This window comes from Bacillus sp. FSL W8-0640 (assembly GCF_038007725.1).
Classification (GTDB): Bacteria; Bacillota; Bacilli; order Bacillales; family Bacillaceae_G; genus Bacillus_A; species Bacillus_A cereus.
The window spans coordinates 646,077-663,604 of record NZ_JBBOXT010000001.1; the positions used below are offsets into that span (position 1 = coordinate 646,077).

Below are 17,528 nucleotides of genomic sequence, written 5' to 3' on the forward strand. Positions count from 1 at the left end.
TATTTTTATTATCAGAAAATTTTAACAAGATATAGGGGTATTGGTAGGGGGAGGATTTAGATGCAGCAACCAACGAATGAGAAATTACATCGTACGATGAAGAGTAGACATTTATTTATGATCGCACTTGGTGGTGTAATCGGAACTGGTTTCTTCTTAGGTTCAGGTTACACCATTAATCAGGCTGGACCAGGGGGAGCCATCCTTTCATATTTAGTAGGCGGATTTATTATGTATTTAACAATGCTTTGTCTTGGAGAGTTAACGGTAGCAATGCCAGTTTCAGGTTCTTTCCAAAAGTATGCAACGAAGTTTATTGGACCAGGAACGGGCTTTATGATTGGCTGGTTATACTGGCTTGGCTGGGCAGTAACAGTGGGTCTAGAATTAACGTCAATAGGTTTAATGATGAAAAGATGGTTTCCAAATGTTGATGTTTGGGTATGGTGCCTTGTATTCGGTGTTATTTTATATGCTTCAAACGCAATTTCGGCAAAAAGTTATGCTGAATTAGAATTTTGGTTTTCTAGTATTAAAGTAGTTACCATTCTTGCCTTTGTTGTTCTTGGTGGTAGTGCATTATTAGGGTTTATATCATATGACGGAAAAGAAGCAGCACCTCTTTTCTCTAACTTTGTAAGCGATGGTGGATTATTTCCGAATGGACTAGCTGCCGTATTACTTACGATGATTACAGTTAACTTCTCGTTCCAAGGAACAGAGTTAATCGGGATTGCAGCGGGAGAAAGTGAAAATCCAGAAAAAACAATTCCACGCGCGATCCGTAATACAGTATGGCGCATTATGTTATTCTTCATTTTAACAATGACGATTTTAGTAGGGTTAATTTCTTGGAAAGAAGCTGGCGTAATTGAAAGTCCATTCGTAGTCGTATTTGATAAAATCGGTATTCCGTATGCAGCTGATATTATGAATTTCGTTATTATTACAGCGTTACTATCTGTAGCGAATTCAGGATTATATGCGGCAACTCGTATACTATGGTCACTTGCAAATGAAGGAATGGCACCAAAGTCTTTCCAAAAAGTAAATAAACGTGGTATTCCAATTACAGCGTTAGTTGTAACAATTGCTGTAGCTGCTTTATCTTTATTAACAAGCTTCCTTGCAGAAGATACAGTATACATGTACTTATTATCTATAGCTGGTTTATCAGCTGTTTCAAGTTGGATCATTATTGCTTTATCGCAACTTCGCTTTAGAAGTCAGTATATAAAAGGCGGAGGAAAGTTAGAGGACTTAAAGTATAGAACACCACTATACCCAATCGTTCCAATTTTAGCTTTAATTACAAATAGTATCGTTGTTATTAGTTTAGCGTTTATTCCAGAACAAAGAATGGCGTTATACTGTGGTATTCCATTTATCATTTTCTGCTATATATATTATTATATTAGTAAGAAACGGCAGAAACCGATGAAAGTGGAGATGGAAAAAACAAATGAAACTAACAATCAAACACGATGATATAGAAGCAGATTTATCGTATGGTCAATTAGCGATTGGAAAAGAAAACGGTTATTCACCGTTACAATTACTCGTTTCTTCTATCGCAGGGTGTAGTGCAATTGTCTTTCGAACGATTTTAGAAAAGAAACGTATTCCATACGATACGTTTACAATCGAAACTGAAATTGGTAGAAGTGAAGCGTTATCGAAGCCAGTTGAAAGTGTTCATTTGCACTATAAAATTAAAGCGCAAAATATTACAGAAGAGCAGCTGGACAAGGCGCTGCAACTTGCAGTGAAAAATTGTACGATTGTTCAATCTGTAAAAGATAGTATAAAGGTTACGGAAACAATTGAACTAATAAAATGAAACATAAAAACGTGAGAATACGGCTCTCACGTTTTTATGTTTTTAATAAAGGGGGAAATATGATGGAATGTTTAGGGTGTAAATTAGCAGGCGGAGAGGAAATTATATATAAAATATATGAAGATGATTATGTAACTTGCTTTTTAGATCATGCGCCTTTCTACCCAGGACATACTTTAATTGTGCCAAAGCAACATGTTGTAGAAGTAGATGAATTAAATGATGTTGTAGCAAAATCCGTTATGGATGCTTCTAAGCTTATTGCAAAAGCGATTAAGATAGTATATAAACCTGACGGAGTTACAGTTTGTCAAAATGGTGGAGTATTTAACGAGTTAACACATTATCATATGCATGTCGTACCAAGATATAAAGAGCGTTCGTTTGCTGAGTTTTATATGGTACAACCAGGAGAAAAGCAGAATCATAACTTGGAAGAGACACAGAATTTGTTAAAAGAAGCGATAGAGCATATGCTGCTTACTGAAAAGGCGTAGCGGTCAGGAAAATTCTAATATTAAAAAGCCCAATTTCTCAGTTAAAATAGAGAAATTGGGCTTTTGTTTATTCTATTATTAAATTTTATACATAAAAAGATTTTGCAGTGTCACAAAGTATAGCGCTTATTCGTTATATAGAGTGAGAGGAGGAATTATATGAAAGTTACAAACAACGATTATGAAAAGATGGAAGAGCTATATGAGTTGTATGAACAAAAGATTTATTATGTAGCGTATTCTATTTTAAATAATATTCAACAGGCTGAAGATGCGGTTCAAGAGACGTTTATTACTCTTTATAAGAACTTGGAAAAGCTCCATAGCTTGGCTACTCAAGAGCTTAAACGCTACATTTTGAGGGTCGCGAAAAACAAGGCGATTGATAGTTACCGGAAAAACAAACGACATGAAACATTTTTAGAAGAATATGAAAGAGAATCAACAGAAGCAGTAGATGAAAATATTGAAGAGTGGGAAAAACGTAAAATGTCTGAGGTTCAAATTGATGCATTGCTAAAAGAGTTAAACGAATCTAATAGACAGGTGTTTAAGTACAAAGTCTTCTATAACTTAACGTATCAAGAAATTTCAAGTGTCATGGGGATAACCGAGGCAAATGTCCGCAAGCAGTTTGAACGCGCTCGAAAACGAGTCCAAAATATGATAGGAGGTATACAACATGACGAATTCAAAGAACTCCAAAGAAATATATGAACTTGCTGAAAAAATTGCTTTAGATGATTTTGATAAACTTGAAGAACAACATGAATTTTCACATACATATACGCGCAAAAAGAAATTGTTTATGGAGGAAATGAAGCCGCAAAATGGACAACCGCTGAAAAAGCGTAAAAGACATCGTATGTTAATCGCTGCTGCTTGCTTATTGATCGGCATGCCGACAACCGTTTTTGGAGCAGTAAAGGTCTATAATATGATCGTTCAAAAACAAAATTATGAAGTAAATGTTTCAGTAACAAATAAGGACTCGAAAAAGGCTGATAAGTGGTATAAGCTGAAAATCGATAAATTACCAGAAAATATGGAAGCAATTGATGACTCTGCTATGAAATATTCCTTTAAAGATAATGACGCAAATGGAGGCTTTTCATTTAGTCTTTGGAGAGTAGGGGAAAATGCGGACTTTCAAACTTTATATTCAAAAAGCTACGAAGAAAAAGAGATAGGTGGCAAGAAAGCAGTAATTGTTCATAAAGAAACTGGAAACAACAATGTAATGTTTGATAGGAAGGTCTTTCTCTTTTTTGAGAAAGAAGGGATTATGTTAGAAAGTTTTATTGGATCAGATATAAATGAAGAACAAATGATAGATGTCTTAGGGAATATTTCACTTGAGCCCACGTCAAAAGAAAAGGCATCACATATATCAAATTATGATAAAAAGTATTTTAGCCAAGCAGATGAACCTAAAAAATCTAAAGTGATTCCTTTGAAAAAAGATAGCAAACGACTATTTCATATAGGGCAAAAGGTTCCAGTAACGATATCTATGGATAACAGCCAAATTGAATATGTGATAGAAAAAGTTGAAGTTTTTGATTCGATTAAAGATTTTAAACAAGAGAACTTTAATGAACTTGGCCTAGGGATATTAAGCAAGAAGAAGGCTTTAGATCAGACGGGAAAACTGCTATCGTACAGACGGGATGTATATAAATTAGGGAATGGTAAAGATTCAATTGATACATTAGTAGATTCGCAATTAGTTAATGTTAAATTTGTCTACTTGACAACAACAGTGAGAAATATTGGTAAACAGGCGACAGAAGAAATCTATATGCATCCATCCATAAAGCAGCTTAAATTTGAAGGGAATGCATGGAAATACGCTAAAGAAGAGGGAATGGATGCAACGCGTATTATGACGGGAGAAGTTGATTATTTAGAGCCTCACGGAGATGGGAAAAGCTTCTACAATATTGGCAGTATCCGACCAGGAGAAACGGTAAAAGTTAACTTAGGTTACTTTGTAGATGAAGATAAACTAGATTCAATCTTTTTGGATGCTTTCCATTACAGAGGGAATGGAAGTACTGAAAATATGAATGCGTCATATCGTTGGTGGATTGATATTCGTCAACAGTCAAAACGATAGGAACAAATACACAAAAAGCTGCTTATATTTAGCAGCTTTTTTCGTCTTCATACATATGTAAAACTTCTTTCGCACGCATACGTAAACCATCTATCAATTCTATCGGTTCTAAAACTTTTGCATCTTTTCCGAGTCTATAAAATAAAGGGGTAATAAAATTGATTTCTCCTTTATCAATTGTTGAATGTATATATCCTGTCCCGTTTTCGTTTGTTACAACGAATTCTTCAAGGTAAGGCACGCTTTTACATTGGCGTACGCCTTCTGTTGACAGTAAAACATGTAACTGAGTAGGATTATGTACTACGTGAGAGTTAGAGGCAAACCACTCTTCTAAATTCATGAATGTATCTTCATTTTCTTCCGTTGATAATATAGAAAGAATACGATCGACGCGATACAGTAATGTTTTTTCTACATTAAAATCATAAGCAGGTAAATACCATAAACCATCATGCGCATATACACCGATAGGATGAACGTGTTTTGTTTTGATCCTTGATTTAGATTCGTATTGAAAGTGTAAATTTTTATTTTCAATAGCCGCTGTTAACACTTCGTTTAAAAGTGGTGTCTCAATTGTTCTTTTCGGATTCCAAAAGGCGATATAAGAACGTATTTTGTCAACTTTAGCTTTCGCATCATGTTGTAGGGAGCTATATAGTTTATGTGTAACGGAATTTATTTCTGTGTTAAAAGGCAAGTCTCTGTAGTAGCTTAAAGATTGAAAGGCAAAAAAGATAGAGACTGCTTCTTCTTCGGTAAATAAAATAGGTGGAATTACTCTATTCGTTAATACTTTATATCCTCCGTTGCGACCTTGTTCAGCGTAAATGGGTAATCCCATATCACTTAAATCTAAAATGTATCTATGGACAGTACGAACAGAAATATTAAATTCATCGGCTATTTCTTGAGCTGTAAATGCTTTTTTCGCAGAAGCAAATATAAGAATATCTAATAAGCGTTTAGCTTTTGACAAATGTATCACCTTTTTTCTTTTTAAACATGACATAAATTGTCGTGTTTTATTGTTAGTATATTGTTTACATCATAATGTTATCAAGATGAGGTATAAGGAGGAAAAAATATGTCACGTGAAATAGTTTTATTTATTGCGGCGAGCTTAGATGGATATATTGCGAAAGAAGATGATGATTTACAGTGGTTAATGGAAACCGAAGGAGAGGGAGATAACGGTTATACAGAAATGTACGAAACTATTGATACAATAATTATGGGAAAAAGAACGTATGATTATGTAGTAGAGCATATAGAACCATTGCCGTATTTAGATAAAAAATGTTATGTTTTTTCTAACTCAGAAAAAGGTTCAAACGAACACGTGGAGTTTGTAAATGAAGATGTAGTGGAGTTTACAAAAAGGTTAAAAGCACAAGAAGGATCTAAAATATGGATGGTCGGTGGAGGGAGTCTCTTAAGAGAGTTCTTTAAGAATAATCTAATTGATGAATATGTTGTTACGATTACACCTCACATATTAGGTTCTGGAGTTCCGTTATTTCAAGACAAGAACCCGGAAATTAATTTAACTTTAACGGATACGAAACGTTTTGGGCAATTTGTAAATTTATATTATAAAGTAAAGTGATAAAAAACACGACTATTGATGATAGTCGTGTTTCTTTATGGATGGTAATGAAATTATAAAGCAAGACCCATAATCGACTTCGCTCGTTACAGTAATATTTCCGCCGTGTAGTTCTACAATTTCTTTTACGATAGATAGTCCTAAACCAGTTCCGCCTGTAGCTCGTGTTCTCGCTTTATCAACTCGATAAAAACGATCGAAAATGTGAGGGAGGTCTTCAGGCGGAATACCTTCGCCTTCATCTTCAATTGTAATGAAAATACGTCTATGTTCTTCTGTAACAGAAATGTTTATATGAGAATGTTCTTTTGAATGCCTATAAGCGTTATTTAAAATGTTTATTATAACTTGTTCAAATCGCTGTTCATCTAAGTTTACTACCAGTGTAGGAGGACAAGAGAAAGAAACTTTAATGTACCTTTCTTTATACATAGCGTTAACTTTTTCGGCTATGCGAGTAAGGAAGGTGTGTAAATGTACTTCCTTTACTTGAATAGAAAAGTTATGTTGTTCCATTTGTGCAAGTGAAAATAAATCTTGAACTAAGTTTGTAATGTAATCAGACTCATCTTTTATAATAGATAAATATCGCAAACGTTGCTCAGGAGATGTGGTCTCTTTTAAAGCAATGTCAGCGTAACCTCTTACGTATGTTAATGGTGTTCGTAATTCGTGAGCAACACTTGCTAGAAATTCACTTCGCTCTGTTTTCATATAATGTAGATCATTTGCGAGCGTCTGGATAGATGATGCTAGTTCACCAATTTCATCATTTCGAGTAGTCGTTAATGAAACGGACAAATCGCCTTTACTCATTTTTTCAGTTGCATGTTTCATGTGTAACAATGGTTTTGTTAATAAACGTGATAATAGGAAAATTGTGATGACTGTGAGTAGAAACGTGATGGCGCCAGCAATAATGAATTGTTTCGTTAATCCATTTACCAACTTTTCAATGGATTTTGTTCCAAGAAACATATACACATACCCTTCATGTTTTCCAGCTACTATGATAGGACTAACTGTACATATATAATTAGATGTTTTCCAATGATTTTCTATAATCGCTCCGTTATGGTCTGTTCGAGTCTGCATGCTACTAATGTGATTTTTTATAGTCGTGTTTATTTCGTTAGATTTAGCTAGCACTTCTTTATTTGTATTTGTAATAACGACAGTTGTTTCAGCTTCAGATTCCATTAATGCTACGTGAGAGATGGTTTGCTCATCGTAATATTTTTCAAGTACATCTCGATGACTATTTCCTCGCTTTAATAAAGCTGTCATTTCTTCATTTACTCTAGTGTTTACGAGACTATAATAGAGCAAAATAAAGAGAACACTTTCAATTAAAAGTGTAACAATTAAAAAATAAAATCCGAATTGAATTGAAATTCGTTTCATCATTTTGCCCCTTACTGTTCAGTATCAACCCATCGATAACCTACTCCATACACGGTTTTTAAATGATGATCAATAGGGAAATTTGCTTTTCGCAATTTATCACGTAAATTACGAATATGCGAATCGACTGTGCGATCTTCTGTATTTGTGTTTAATCCCCAAATTCGTTCGATGAGCTGATCACGGTTTAATACGTAGTTCACATGGCGTAAAAATAATCCGAGTAAAGAAAATTCAATTGGTGTGAGAAGGAGTTCTTCACTATGGACAGAAACGAAGTGTTTTGTTTCATCCCATACAATACCGTGATATTGGATTTGTTTATGTTCATTTGTACGTCTTAAAACGGCTTCAATTCTTGCGAAAAGTTCTTCTTCATGGAAAGGTTTCGTTACGTAATCATCGGCTCCAAGTTTTAATCCTTGAACGACATCTACTGTTTGATCACGAGCTGTAACCATAATAATAGGAATGTTACTAAAAGATCGGATTTTTTTGCAGGTTTCCCATCCGTCCATCTTTGGCATCATAATATCGAGTAAAACAAATTTAAAGTTTCGATTTTCTATATGTAAAATAGCTTCTTCTCCTGAAGTCGCACATACGCAGTTATATCCAATTGGGGTAAGATAAAGCGTTAATAATTCAAGCATTCTCGGTTCATCGTCTACGAGCAGTATATCAATCATAGAGAGCCCTCCATATTTATAATCGTTACTTAAAGTGTAATGCAAAATCATGAAGAAATGGTGCAGATTATGATGCGTCTGCATAATTTCTTCAGAATTGCTTGTTATTGTGGAGTTGAAATTACATTTTAGGTAATCATATTGGCTCAAAAATGATTAATACGGAGGCGGTATAGTGAAAAAAATGACCCGAATTTTTGGGATAACAATAATTACAGCAGTTGGTCTTGCTGCATGCGGACAAACGAATACAGACCATAAAAACCATGAATCTACAAAAGAGAAGAAAACAGAGCAAAAGGAAATGAAAATGAATCAGGAGGTAACGGCGCCAAAAGAAATGAACGAAGGTGCATCTAATGATTTATTAACGACAAGTCTAAAAAATGTGACGAGGTTAAATACAAATGACCCCCTAAAAATGGCAGTATTAACTTCGCAAACGATATGGCCAGCAACTCATAAGGAGAACCAGCCAGGTGCTGTTATTTTAGTACCAGTAAGCGAGTGGCAATTAGGTATTGCGAGTGCAGATCTTATTCATCATCCGAATAACGGGCCGATTTTATTTATAGAAAAAGAAAAGATACCGGAAATGACGTTAAAAGAAATAAAACGATTAAATCCAATCGGAACGAAAGATGGAACACAAATTATGGTGATGGGAGATGTAGGTACTAGCGCGCTTGAACAATTAAAAGGTTATAAAGTAAAACAAATAAAAGAAACGGACCCAGTTATATTTGCGAAGGATGTTGATAAGGAGTATGCCGATATAACAGGAAGCTACCCAAATAGTGTTATTATCGGTTCGTCTGCAGAAGAAGGACGTTTATATACAACCCCCGCTGTAAATTGGATTTCTCATATGCCGGAACCACTACTCTATACAGAAAAGAATAAAGTGCCAGAAGCGACAATAGAGGCATTAAAAATGAGAAAAGATAAAGCAAATATATATGTATTAGGGCCAGAAAAAATTGTTTCAAAAGAAGTAGAAAAAGAGCTAAGCAAATACGGGAAAGTAACGCGTATTAGTGGAGAGACCCCTACAGAAAACTCGATTGCGTTCGCTAAATTTAAAGATGAAAAAACAAAATTTGGCTGGGGATTCACAAAACCTGGTCACGGTTTATCATTTGTTTCAAGTAAAACACCAGATTTAGCAGTTGCTGGGGCACCTTTTTCACATATGGGTAAACATGCACCTGTTGTATTATTAGAAGAAGGTAAAGCTTCACAACCAGTGTATGACTTCCTTGCTACTATTCAGCCGAAGTTTAAAGATGATCCAACACTTGGACCATATAATCACGGTTTCTTATTAGGAAGTACGAGTGATATTTCATTTGAAACACAAGGAATACTAGATGAGAGGTTAGAAATTGTTCAGGAAAGTGGTCAAGGACACGGTGGACATTAATGAAATGAGTAAAGACGCTACTGATATAGCGTCTTTTTCTTTAGGAAACTTTTACATAGTAAAAAATCTTCTACTCGTTATATAATAGCCTTCGTGCAGTCGGCTAGATTTTCTTATGGAGAAAATCAAATGATAAAGGAGTAGAGGAGTGGTATTTTGTTTCAAACGATAAAAAATGATTGGTTTTCTAATGTGAGAGGGGACGTGTTATCAGGAATTGTCGTTGCTTTAGCATTAATTCCTGAAGCGATAGCCTTCTCTGTTATCGCTGGTGTGGATCCGACCGTTGGGTTATACGCAGCCTTTTGTATTGCAGTTACCATTTCATTTGTTGGCGGAAGAACTGGGATGATTTCAGTTGCAACAGGTGCAATGGCATTATTAATGGTAACGCTTGTTAAAGATCATGGTTTCAATCGGAACGTTTGATTGGAACTCTGTAACAACAATTCATAAAGTACCAAAAGGAAACGCATTTGTTATGATCGTAACAGTTGTGATTGTCCTAATTACACATAATTTAGCATTAGGTGTAATTATCGGAACAGTAATTAGTGCGGTGTTATTTGCATTCAATATGGAAAAGATTCACGTGAAACATTTATATATTGAAAATAAGAAAATATACGAAATTCACGGTCAACTTTTCTTTGTATCTACAGCCGATTTCATAAATAATTTTTCATTTAAAGAAGATGTAAAAGAAATTGAAATGAATTTTACTCATGCGCACGTATGGGATGATTCAGCAGTGGCATCAATTGATAAAGTTATCATGAAGTATGAACAAAGTGGTGTGAAAGTAACTATAACAGGATTAAATGAACGTAGTTCAAAACTTGTTGCAAATTTAGCGACTTATAATAAAAGAATTGCTAGTTAAAAGCCTCCTTTTTAGGGGGCTTTATTATATAATACGAGTAGGATAACGAAAAGGGGATTCAGCATATGTACAAACAAATTATATTAGCATGTGACGGTTCTGAACATGCACTTCGAGCAGCAGAGCATGCAACATATATTGCGAAATGTAGCGAAGAAACAAATGTTGAAGTTGTGTACGTAGTAGATAATAGAACGGCAAAATCAGATATTATACAAGGTCAAACAGATTTAGAAACAATATCGGCTAGTCGAAAAGATAAATTAAAAGAGATTGAAGGTTTATTAAAGAAAGAGAACATTTCTTATACAATTACGATATTACATGGTGATCCTGGAGATACAATTGTTCAATATGTAAATACAGGAGATATAGATCTTGTCATTGCTGGAAGTAGAGGGCTCAATACACTGCAAGAAATGGTGCTTGGAAGTGTAAGTCATAAAATAGCAAAACGAGTGAAATGTCCGGTGATGATTATAAAATGAAATAGAATGTAACGAAGACCTTAGTATAACTGAGGTCTTTTTTTATGTATAAATGACTCTTATTTGTGGAAATACTAGATATATAAGTTGAAAAGATGTTAACTTACAAATTTGTAAGTTAGTTGTTAGAGAAATCGATGTTATGAGATTTTTCCCATTGGTAAAATAAAAGTATCAAAGGGGAGATAGGGAGGATGGAAGTAATGAAATCATTTCAAAATTTGTCATATAGTCAAGGGGTAAGCTTAATTTGTCTAGGGGGATTTGCTGCATCTGTTACGTTAGCTGTTTTAATAAAGGTGTTTCATCAAATCTTTTAATTTTATAGTAGGGAAGGAATTGGTTGTTATCATTAGTAGGAACAGCAATGAAAATAAAAAATAGCTCTTAGCATGTATGTAAATGCTAAGAGCTATTTTTATGCTTGTTATATGTTATTTAAGCTTGCTTTTGTTTTACTGACCCTGTATTTAAAGTAAGAGCAAGGAAGAACATTGCAAGTACGCAAGATGCAAGTAATAAGATGAATCCGCCATCCCATCCGAATGCATCTACGATAAAGCCCATAGCTGCACTAGCGAAAGCAGCTCCGCCTAAGTAACCGAAGAATCCAGTTAAGCCTGCTGCAGTTCCAGCAGCTTTCTTTGGTGCTAAATCTAGAGCGTGTAGACCAATTAACATAACCGGTCCGTAAATTAAAAATCCAATTGCGACAAGTGCGATACTATCAACCATTGGATTACCAGGAGGGTTTAACCAGTAAACAAGAACTGCGATAAATACACCAACCATAAATAAAATACCAGCAGGTGCACGACGTCCTTTAAATAGTTTATCACTCATCCATCCGCAAAGAAGTGTACCTGGAATACCAGCCCATTCATATAGAGCGTAAGCAGTACGTGAGCTACTATGAGTAAAGCTTTTTTCTTCTACTAAATAAGTAGGAGCCCAGTCTACAACGCCGTAACGTACGAAATATACGAAAACGTTCGCAATAGCGATGTACCATAAAAACTTATTGTTTAATACGTATTTAAATAAAATTTCCTTTACTGAAAGCTCGCGTTCGCGGTCTTTTACTTTTTCATCTGGTGGATATTCTCCAGTATGTTCTTCAATAGAAGGTAGTCCACAAGATTGAGGCGTATCTTTCATCGTAATTAATACATAAATACCAACTAAAATTGAAAGAATACCTGGGAAGTAAAAAATACTTTTCCAGTCATCTGCGAAGAAGTATAAGCCTAATGTTACAAGTGAAGGCATAAGCGCTCCGCCAACATTATGAGCGACGTTCCAAATAGACATTTTTGTACCACGTTCGCTAATAGAGAACCAGTGAACCATCGTACGACCACAAGGAGGCCATCCCATACCTTGTACCCATCCATTTAAAAACTGAAGTACAAACATAAGTATAATGCTCGTTGTAATGAAAGAAAATGAGCCGAAAATAATATTAATGATACCTGATAAAAATAGCCCAGCTGCTAAAAAGTAGCGAGGATTACAACGATCGGATACGATACCCATAAGAAATTTACTTAATCCGTAAGCGATAGAAACTGCTGAAAGGATAACCCCAAGTTCCCCTTTACTAAAGCCTTGCTCGATTAAGTATGGCATTGCTAGTGAAAAGTTTTTTCGAACAAAGTAGTAACCTGCATAACCGATGAAGATACCTAAGAATACTTGTAAACGTAATTTACGGTATTCGCTATCAACGCGATCAGCTGGTAAGCGTTCCGCGTGGGGCGCAGGTTTAAATAATTGTGTGAAAAACATAAAATGAAAATCCTCTCCTAATTAATTCGAAGCGTTTTAAGACAGAGAACATAAAAAGGCCATGAAATATAAAAAAGTTTCCTTTTTTATGATTCATAGCCGTGTACTCCGTTTCTCCGTGACTGTCAATATTAACTTCGTCGAAAATTATACAACTTTGTGACAAAAATGTAAACGTTTTTATGAATAAAAGTATTGACGGATTTTGTTCGTAGGATTAATATTTAAATACATTAAATATTTTATTGTTTAAATAAGAGGTGGATAACATGCCAAATGATATGACGCATATCGATAAAATTCAAGCTCTTGCCTTTTCGATTGGAAAGAAAATGCAGACGGAGTTATTAGAACAAATGCAAGCGACAGGACTTACACCACCGCAGTTTTATATTTTAAAGATTTTAGATCATTATGGGGCTTCAAGAGCGACAACATTAGCGAAAAAGATGTATGTGAAGCCTAGCGCGATTACAGTGATGATTGATCGTCTAATCGATCAAGAACTTGTAGAACGCTATCACGACAAAGGTGACCGTCGCGTTGTCATCATCGAGTTAACAAAAAAGGGGAAAGCTAGAGTAGAAGAGGCAATGACAGCTCGTAACGAGCATATTGCAAAATACTTTTCACATTTAGAGTTGCAAGAAAGAGAAGATTTATTACGTCTCTTTGAGAAGTTAGAAACCATTATTTGCGGGACACAAGAGAAAAAAGAGAATAACTAAGAGGAATTGAGGAGATTACATGGAGCAACAAGAAAATCAAAATAGAAAGTTGTTGTTAATCGGTTTAGTAATCGCGATGCTATTTGCTGCATTAGATGGAACAATTGTTGGTACAGCAATGCCACGTATCGTCGGTGACCTAGGCGGATTAAGTTTAATGACATGGTTAACGACAGCTTATATGTTAACATCAACGACAGTTGTACCAATTGCAGGTAAATTAGCGGATTTACTTGGTCGTCGTAACGTATATATAACAGGGCTAGTTATTTTCATGATTGGTTCGGCGTTATGTGGTATGGCGAATGGTATGACAGAATTAATTATTTTCCGTGGTATTCAAGGTCTTGGTGGCGGTATTATGATGCCAATGGCTATGATTATTATTGGAGATATGTTCACGGGAAAAGAACGTGCGAAATGGCAAGGTATTTTTGGTGCGTTATACGGTCTTGCTTCTGTAATTGGACCGCAAGTTGGTGGTTGGATTGTAGATGCAGTGAACTGGAGATGGGTATTCTACATTAACTTACCGGTTGGTATTTTAGCAACAATCTTTATTGCAATGGGATTAAAATCGCATAAACAAACAGGACCAATTAAAATCGATATCGCTGGAATCTTTACGATGATTCTCGGTGTTGTAAGTTTATTACTTGCGCTAACGTTTGGCGGAAAAGATTATGCATGGGATTCTTGGCAAATTATCGGTTTATTTGCACTAGCTGTAATTGGTATCGTTAGCTTTGTTATCGTTGAAACGAAAGCTGAAGAGCCAATTTTACCAATGCATTTCTTTAAAAATCGCACATTTACAATACTGAATGCGATTGGATTCTTTATGAGTATTGGAATGTTCGGCGCGATTATGTTCGTACCATTCTTCATGCAAGGTATTGTAGGAGTAAGTGCTGCTGAATCAGGAACAATTATGACTCCAATGATGATTACAATGATTGTGATGAGTATTATCGGTGGGCAACTTGTATTAAAAGTTGGTGTAAAACCACAAATTATCGCAGGTATGCTTATTATGGCCGGTGGTTTCTGGTTATTAACAACGATGGATATGCACACAACGAAGCTTACAGCTACTTCTTATATGATGGTTATCGGTTTAGGAATGGGTCTTGTAATGCCGACATTAACATTAGCGTTACAAGAAAGCTTCCCGAAAAAAGACCTTGGTGTTGTAACATCATCAAGTCAGTTCTTCCGACAAATCGGTGGTACATTTGGTATTACAATTTTAGGATCAATTATGAATAACACTTCAGGTGTGACATTAACAAAGAATTTAGTACCTGTATTAGATACATTCCCGAAAGAAGCGGGACAAATGGTAACGAAATTTAAAGATATGATTCACACAGATCCACAAGGTTTATATTCAATGCTATTTAGCCCAGAGGCATTAAAACAAATGCCAGAAGCGTTCGCTAACAGTATTGTACCTATTTTGAAAAACTCTTTAGTAGACTCGCTTCATACTGTATTCTTAACAGGATTAGTATTTATCGTAGTAGGTGCCATCTTTACGATTTTCTTACAAAAAATTAAATTGTCAGATCGTAAAAAAGATGCTAAAGAGCCTGCTGTAGAAGAAAAAGAAAAAACTGTATCATACTCGTAATGAAGAAGCATCGCCTTATGGCGGTGCTTTTTTGAGTATAACCTTAAAAGCTTTTTAGTGAGAAATGATTGACGTATTTTTAGAAATACGTTATATTATTTTCTGTAAACGGTTACATGAAATGAGGAGAAAAGAGAATGAGTACGATCAAAGACGTTGCGAAATTAGCGGGAGTATCTGTTGCGACCGTTTCCAGAGTTCTAAATAAAAATGGATATGTTCACGAAGATACATTAAAAAAGGTAGAACGTGCAATTGAGATGTTAGATTATAAGCCTAGTACAGTAGCGCGTTCACTGTATAATAAAAAGTCTCGTTTAATTGGCTTAGTTGTTCCAAATATCGTGAATCCATTCTTTCCGGAAGTTGCACGTGCCGTAGAAGATGTAGCACATAAACAAGGTTACACAGTTGTCCTTTGTAACTCTGATGAAAGTTTAGAAAAAGAGAAACAATATATTGATGTGCTTAGACAAAATAATGTAGATGGATTTATTGTAGCAACGAATCCACAAAATAGTGTTAATTACATGAATTTATCTATTCCAATTGTTGCGATTGACCGTATGTTTAATGAGCGTATTCCTACTGTATATGCAGATAACTATGCAGGAAGTCAGGCTGCGACAAAGTTGTTACTAGATAAAGGATGTAAACATATTGCACATATTCGCGGTCCACGTGATGTGAGTACTGCAAATGAACGTTTTGAAGGTTTTGTAGACGTTATTACGCAAAATAATCTTTCGTATATGATTGCAGAGAGTACGTTTGATCCAGCAAATAGTGAGCGTGTAGCGATGGAATTATTAGAAGAATACCCGCATATTGATGGTATTGTTGCTGGGAATGATTTAATTGCGATTGGTATTGTAAAGGCTGCACTTCAAAAGGGGATTGTCATTCCAAATGATTTACAAATTATCGGATTTGATGGAATTTCTTTAACGGAAATGATGTATCCATCTATTACAACAGTTGCACAACCGATATATGAAATGGGGAAAATTGCAACAGAGTTGTTGTTAGAGCAAATGGAAGGAAATACATTAAAAGAGAAACACTATCGTTTGCCGATTGAAATTTTAGAACGAAATACAACGAAGTAAGGAGATGAAACAGATGCCAAATATTGCAGTAGTAGGGAGCATTTCAATGGACTTAGTGGCTGTTTCAAAAAAACGGCCGAAAGCAGGAGAAACAGTAATTGGTGAAGCGTTTCATACAATTCCAGGAGGGAAAGGAGCAAACCAAGCAGTTGCTGCAGCTAGATTAGGAGCAAATGTAGCAATGGTTGGAGCGGTAGGAAATGATGATTATGGAACAGTAGTTAGAAAAAATCTAGAGAACGAACGCATTTTTATCGATTATGTGGTACCGGTTACAGATAGAACGACAGGAATTGCTCATATCGTTTTAGCAGAAGAAGATAACAGTATTGTTGTCGTACAAGGGGCGAATGCTCTTGTAAATAAGTCAGTTGTAGATCGCTCCAAAGACCTTCTTGTAAAAGCGGATATGGTTGTTCTTCAACTAGAAATTCCACTTGAAACAGTAAAATATGTATTGGCTATTTGTGAGGAACATAATATTCCTGTTATGTTGAATCCAGCGCCAGCACAAGTTTTATCAGAAGAAATTTTAGAAAAAGCGACTTATATTACGCCAAATGAACATGAGTGCCGCATCGTATTAGATGATTTTACATCACCAATTGAAGATTTATTGGCGAAGTATCCCAATAAATTATTGATGACAGAAGGTTCTAACGGTGTTCGTTTCCATAATGGCACGGAGATTGTACATGTTCCTAGCATTGCTGTTGATGTAGTGGATACAACTGGAGCTGGTGATACATTTAATGGTGCGTTAGCAGTTGCACTTTCTGAAGGAGAGACACTTCAAAAAGCAATTCGTTTCGCGAATATTGCCGGTGGTCTTTCTGTAACGAAACTTGGGGCGCAAGGCGGCATGCCAACGAGAGATAAAGTACGTGAAGTGCAGGTGATTGTTGGATGAAGAAACACGGCGTATTAAACAGTGAGATTGCATCAATCCTTGCTTCACTTGGGCATACGGATACGATTGTAATTGCTGATTGCGGTTTACCAATTCCTGACGGAGTAAAAAGAATTGATTTAGCTGTTGAAATTGGAAAACCTAGCTTTTTAGATGTATTGCAAGTGGTAGCTGATGATATGGCAATCGAAAAAGTGACGTTAGCAGAAGAAGTCATTATAAATAATGCGGAAGTAAATAAAGAAATAGAGCAGAAATTAATAGAGCCAGCATTTGAGTATGTATCTCATGAGCAATTTAAAGAGCATACAAAGAAAGCGAAGGCGATTATTCGTACAGGCGAGGCTACGCCTTATGCAAATGTAATTTTACATGCAGGCGTGATTTTTTAATAAAGGGAAGTGA

18 protein-coding genes and 1 pseudogene are annotated in these 17,528 nt (G+C 35.5%); 15 read left to right on the forward strand and 4 right to left on the reverse strand.

The features are described from left to right. Positions 1-60 precede the first annotated feature (60 nt). The 5 genes from N2V80_RS03275 to N2V80_RS03295 all read left to right on the forward strand — a co-directional run bounded on the left by N2V80_RS03275 (position 61) and on the right by N2V80_RS03295 (position 4,456). Positions 61-1,488 (forward strand): amino acid permease, encoded by a 1,428-nt coding sequence (locus N2V80_RS03275; RefSeq protein ID WP_001187113.1) that lies wholly within the window; start codon positions 61-63, stop codon positions 1,486-1,488. Beyond that, positions 1,463-1,840 carry an OsmC family protein gene (locus tag N2V80_RS03280; protein WP_000778834.1) on the forward strand — a complete coding sequence of 126 codons (378 nt, stop codon included), beginning with the start codon at positions 1,463-1,465 and terminating at the stop codon, positions 1,838-1,840. The genes N2V80_RS03275 and N2V80_RS03280 overlap by 26 nt, the downstream gene beginning before the upstream one ends. A gap of 62 nt (positions 1,841-1,902) precedes the next feature. Further along, positions 1,903-2,337, forward strand: a complete 435-nt coding sequence (locus N2V80_RS03285) for an HIT family protein (RefSeq protein WP_061655592.1) — start codon at positions 1,903-1,905, stop codon at positions 2,335-2,337. A gap of 159 nt (positions 2,338-2,496) precedes the next feature. Next, a complete protein-coding gene (locus N2V80_RS03290; RefSeq protein ID WP_061655593.1) occupies positions 2,497-3,054 on the forward strand; it encodes an RNA polymerase sigma factor in 558 nt (185 codons plus the stop codon). Next, on the forward strand, positions 3,020-4,456 hold the full coding sequence (locus N2V80_RS03295; protein WP_061655594.1) for a DUF4367 domain-containing protein: 1,437 nt from the start codon (positions 3,020-3,022) through the stop codon (positions 4,454-4,456). Before N2V80_RS03290 ends, N2V80_RS03295 begins: the two co-directional genes overlap by 35 nt. Positions 4,457-4,484: 28 nt before the next feature. Here N2V80_RS03295 and N2V80_RS03300 read toward each other — a convergent pair whose 3' ends face one another. Continuing rightward, positions 4,485-5,471, reverse strand: coding sequence for a helix-turn-helix transcriptional regulator (locus N2V80_RS03300; protein ID WP_119781844.1), 987 nt, complete (start codon positions 5,469-5,471; stop codon positions 4,485-4,487). 75 nt (positions 5,472-5,546) lie between these two features. Here N2V80_RS03300 and N2V80_RS03305 point away from each other — a divergent pair, with 75 nt between their 5' ends. Then, positions 5,547-6,068: a dihydrofolate reductase family protein gene (locus N2V80_RS03305; RefSeq protein WP_061655595.1), complete on the forward strand. Its 522-nt coding sequence runs from the start codon at positions 5,547-5,549 to the stop codon at positions 6,066-6,068. Positions 6,069-6,080: 12 nt separating this feature from the next. Here the strand turns inward: N2V80_RS03305 and N2V80_RS03310 are convergent, their stop codons facing one another. Continuing rightward, positions 6,081-7,472: a sensor histidine kinase gene (locus N2V80_RS03310; RefSeq protein WP_000822532.1), complete on the reverse strand. Its 1,392-nt coding sequence runs from the start codon at positions 7,470-7,472 to the stop codon at positions 6,081-6,083. Positions 7,473-7,483: 11 nt separating this feature from the next. Next, positions 7,484-8,161 carry a response regulator transcription factor gene (locus tag N2V80_RS03315; protein ID WP_000565484.1) on the reverse strand — a complete coding sequence of 226 codons (678 nt, stop codon included), beginning with the start codon at positions 8,159-8,161 and terminating at the stop codon, positions 7,484-7,486. A gap of 175 nt (positions 8,162-8,336) precedes the next feature. Between N2V80_RS03315 and N2V80_RS03320 the strand changes: the two genes are divergently transcribed. The 4 genes and pseudogenes from N2V80_RS03320 to N2V80_RS03335 all read left to right on the forward strand — a co-directional run bounded on the left by N2V80_RS03320 (position 8,337) and on the right by N2V80_RS03335 (position 11,275). Next, positions 8,337-9,584, forward strand: coding sequence for a cell wall-binding repeat-containing protein (locus N2V80_RS03320; RefSeq protein WP_061655596.1), 1,248 nt, complete (start codon positions 8,337-8,339; stop codon positions 9,582-9,584). Positions 9,585-9,740: 156 nt separating this feature from the next. Next, positions 9,741-10,467: pseudogene (locus N2V80_RS03325) on the forward strand (SulP family inorganic anion transporter). Between the two features lie 65 nt (positions 10,468-10,532). Next, positions 10,533-10,955, forward strand: a complete 423-nt coding sequence (locus N2V80_RS03330) for a universal stress protein (protein WP_000277998.1) — start codon at positions 10,533-10,535, stop codon at positions 10,953-10,955. A 203-nt stretch (positions 10,956-11,158) separates the two neighbouring features. After that, positions 11,159-11,275 (forward strand): DUF4027 family protein, encoded by a 117-nt coding sequence (locus N2V80_RS03335; RefSeq protein ID WP_000834733.1) that lies wholly within the window; start codon positions 11,159-11,161, stop codon positions 11,273-11,275. 118 nt (positions 11,276-11,393) lie between these two features. On the opposite strand, the gene glpT is transcribed toward N2V80_RS03335, so the two are convergent. Further along, positions 11,394-12,743, reverse strand: a complete 1,350-nt coding sequence (gene glpT / locus N2V80_RS03340; protein WP_000466384.1) for a glycerol-3-phosphate transporter — start codon at positions 12,741-12,743, stop codon at positions 11,394-11,396. A gap of 269 nt (positions 12,744-13,012) precedes the next feature. Here glpT and N2V80_RS03345 point away from each other — a divergent pair, with 269 nt between their 5' ends. From N2V80_RS03345 to rbsD, 5 genes are all read left to right on the forward strand, one after another. Next, positions 13,013-13,471 carry a MarR family winged helix-turn-helix transcriptional regulator gene (locus tag N2V80_RS03345; RefSeq protein WP_061655597.1) on the forward strand — a complete coding sequence of 153 codons (459 nt, stop codon included), beginning with the start codon at positions 13,013-13,015 and terminating at the stop codon, positions 13,469-13,471. Between the two features lie 19 nt (positions 13,472-13,490). Next, positions 13,491-15,104, forward strand: a complete 1,614-nt coding sequence (locus N2V80_RS03350; protein WP_061655598.1) for an MDR family MFS transporter — start codon at positions 13,491-13,493, stop codon at positions 15,102-15,104. Positions 15,105-15,241: 137 nt separating this feature from the next. After that, positions 15,242-16,213, forward strand: coding sequence for a ribose operon transcriptional repressor RbsR (rbsR, locus tag N2V80_RS03355; protein ID WP_061655599.1), 972 nt, complete (start codon positions 15,242-15,244; stop codon positions 16,211-16,213). Positions 16,214-16,226: 13 nt separating this feature from the next. Then, positions 16,227-17,123, forward strand: a complete 897-nt coding sequence (gene rbsK / locus N2V80_RS03360) for a ribokinase (protein ID WP_001132864.1) — start codon at positions 16,227-16,229, stop codon at positions 17,121-17,123. After that, entirely contained in the window at positions 17,120-17,515 is a 396-nt protein-coding gene (gene rbsD, locus N2V80_RS03365; protein ID WP_048568075.1) for a D-ribose pyranase, read from the forward strand. The genes rbsK and rbsD overlap by 4 nt, the downstream gene beginning before the upstream one ends. The last annotated feature ends 13 nt before the right edge of the window (positions 17,516-17,528 follow it).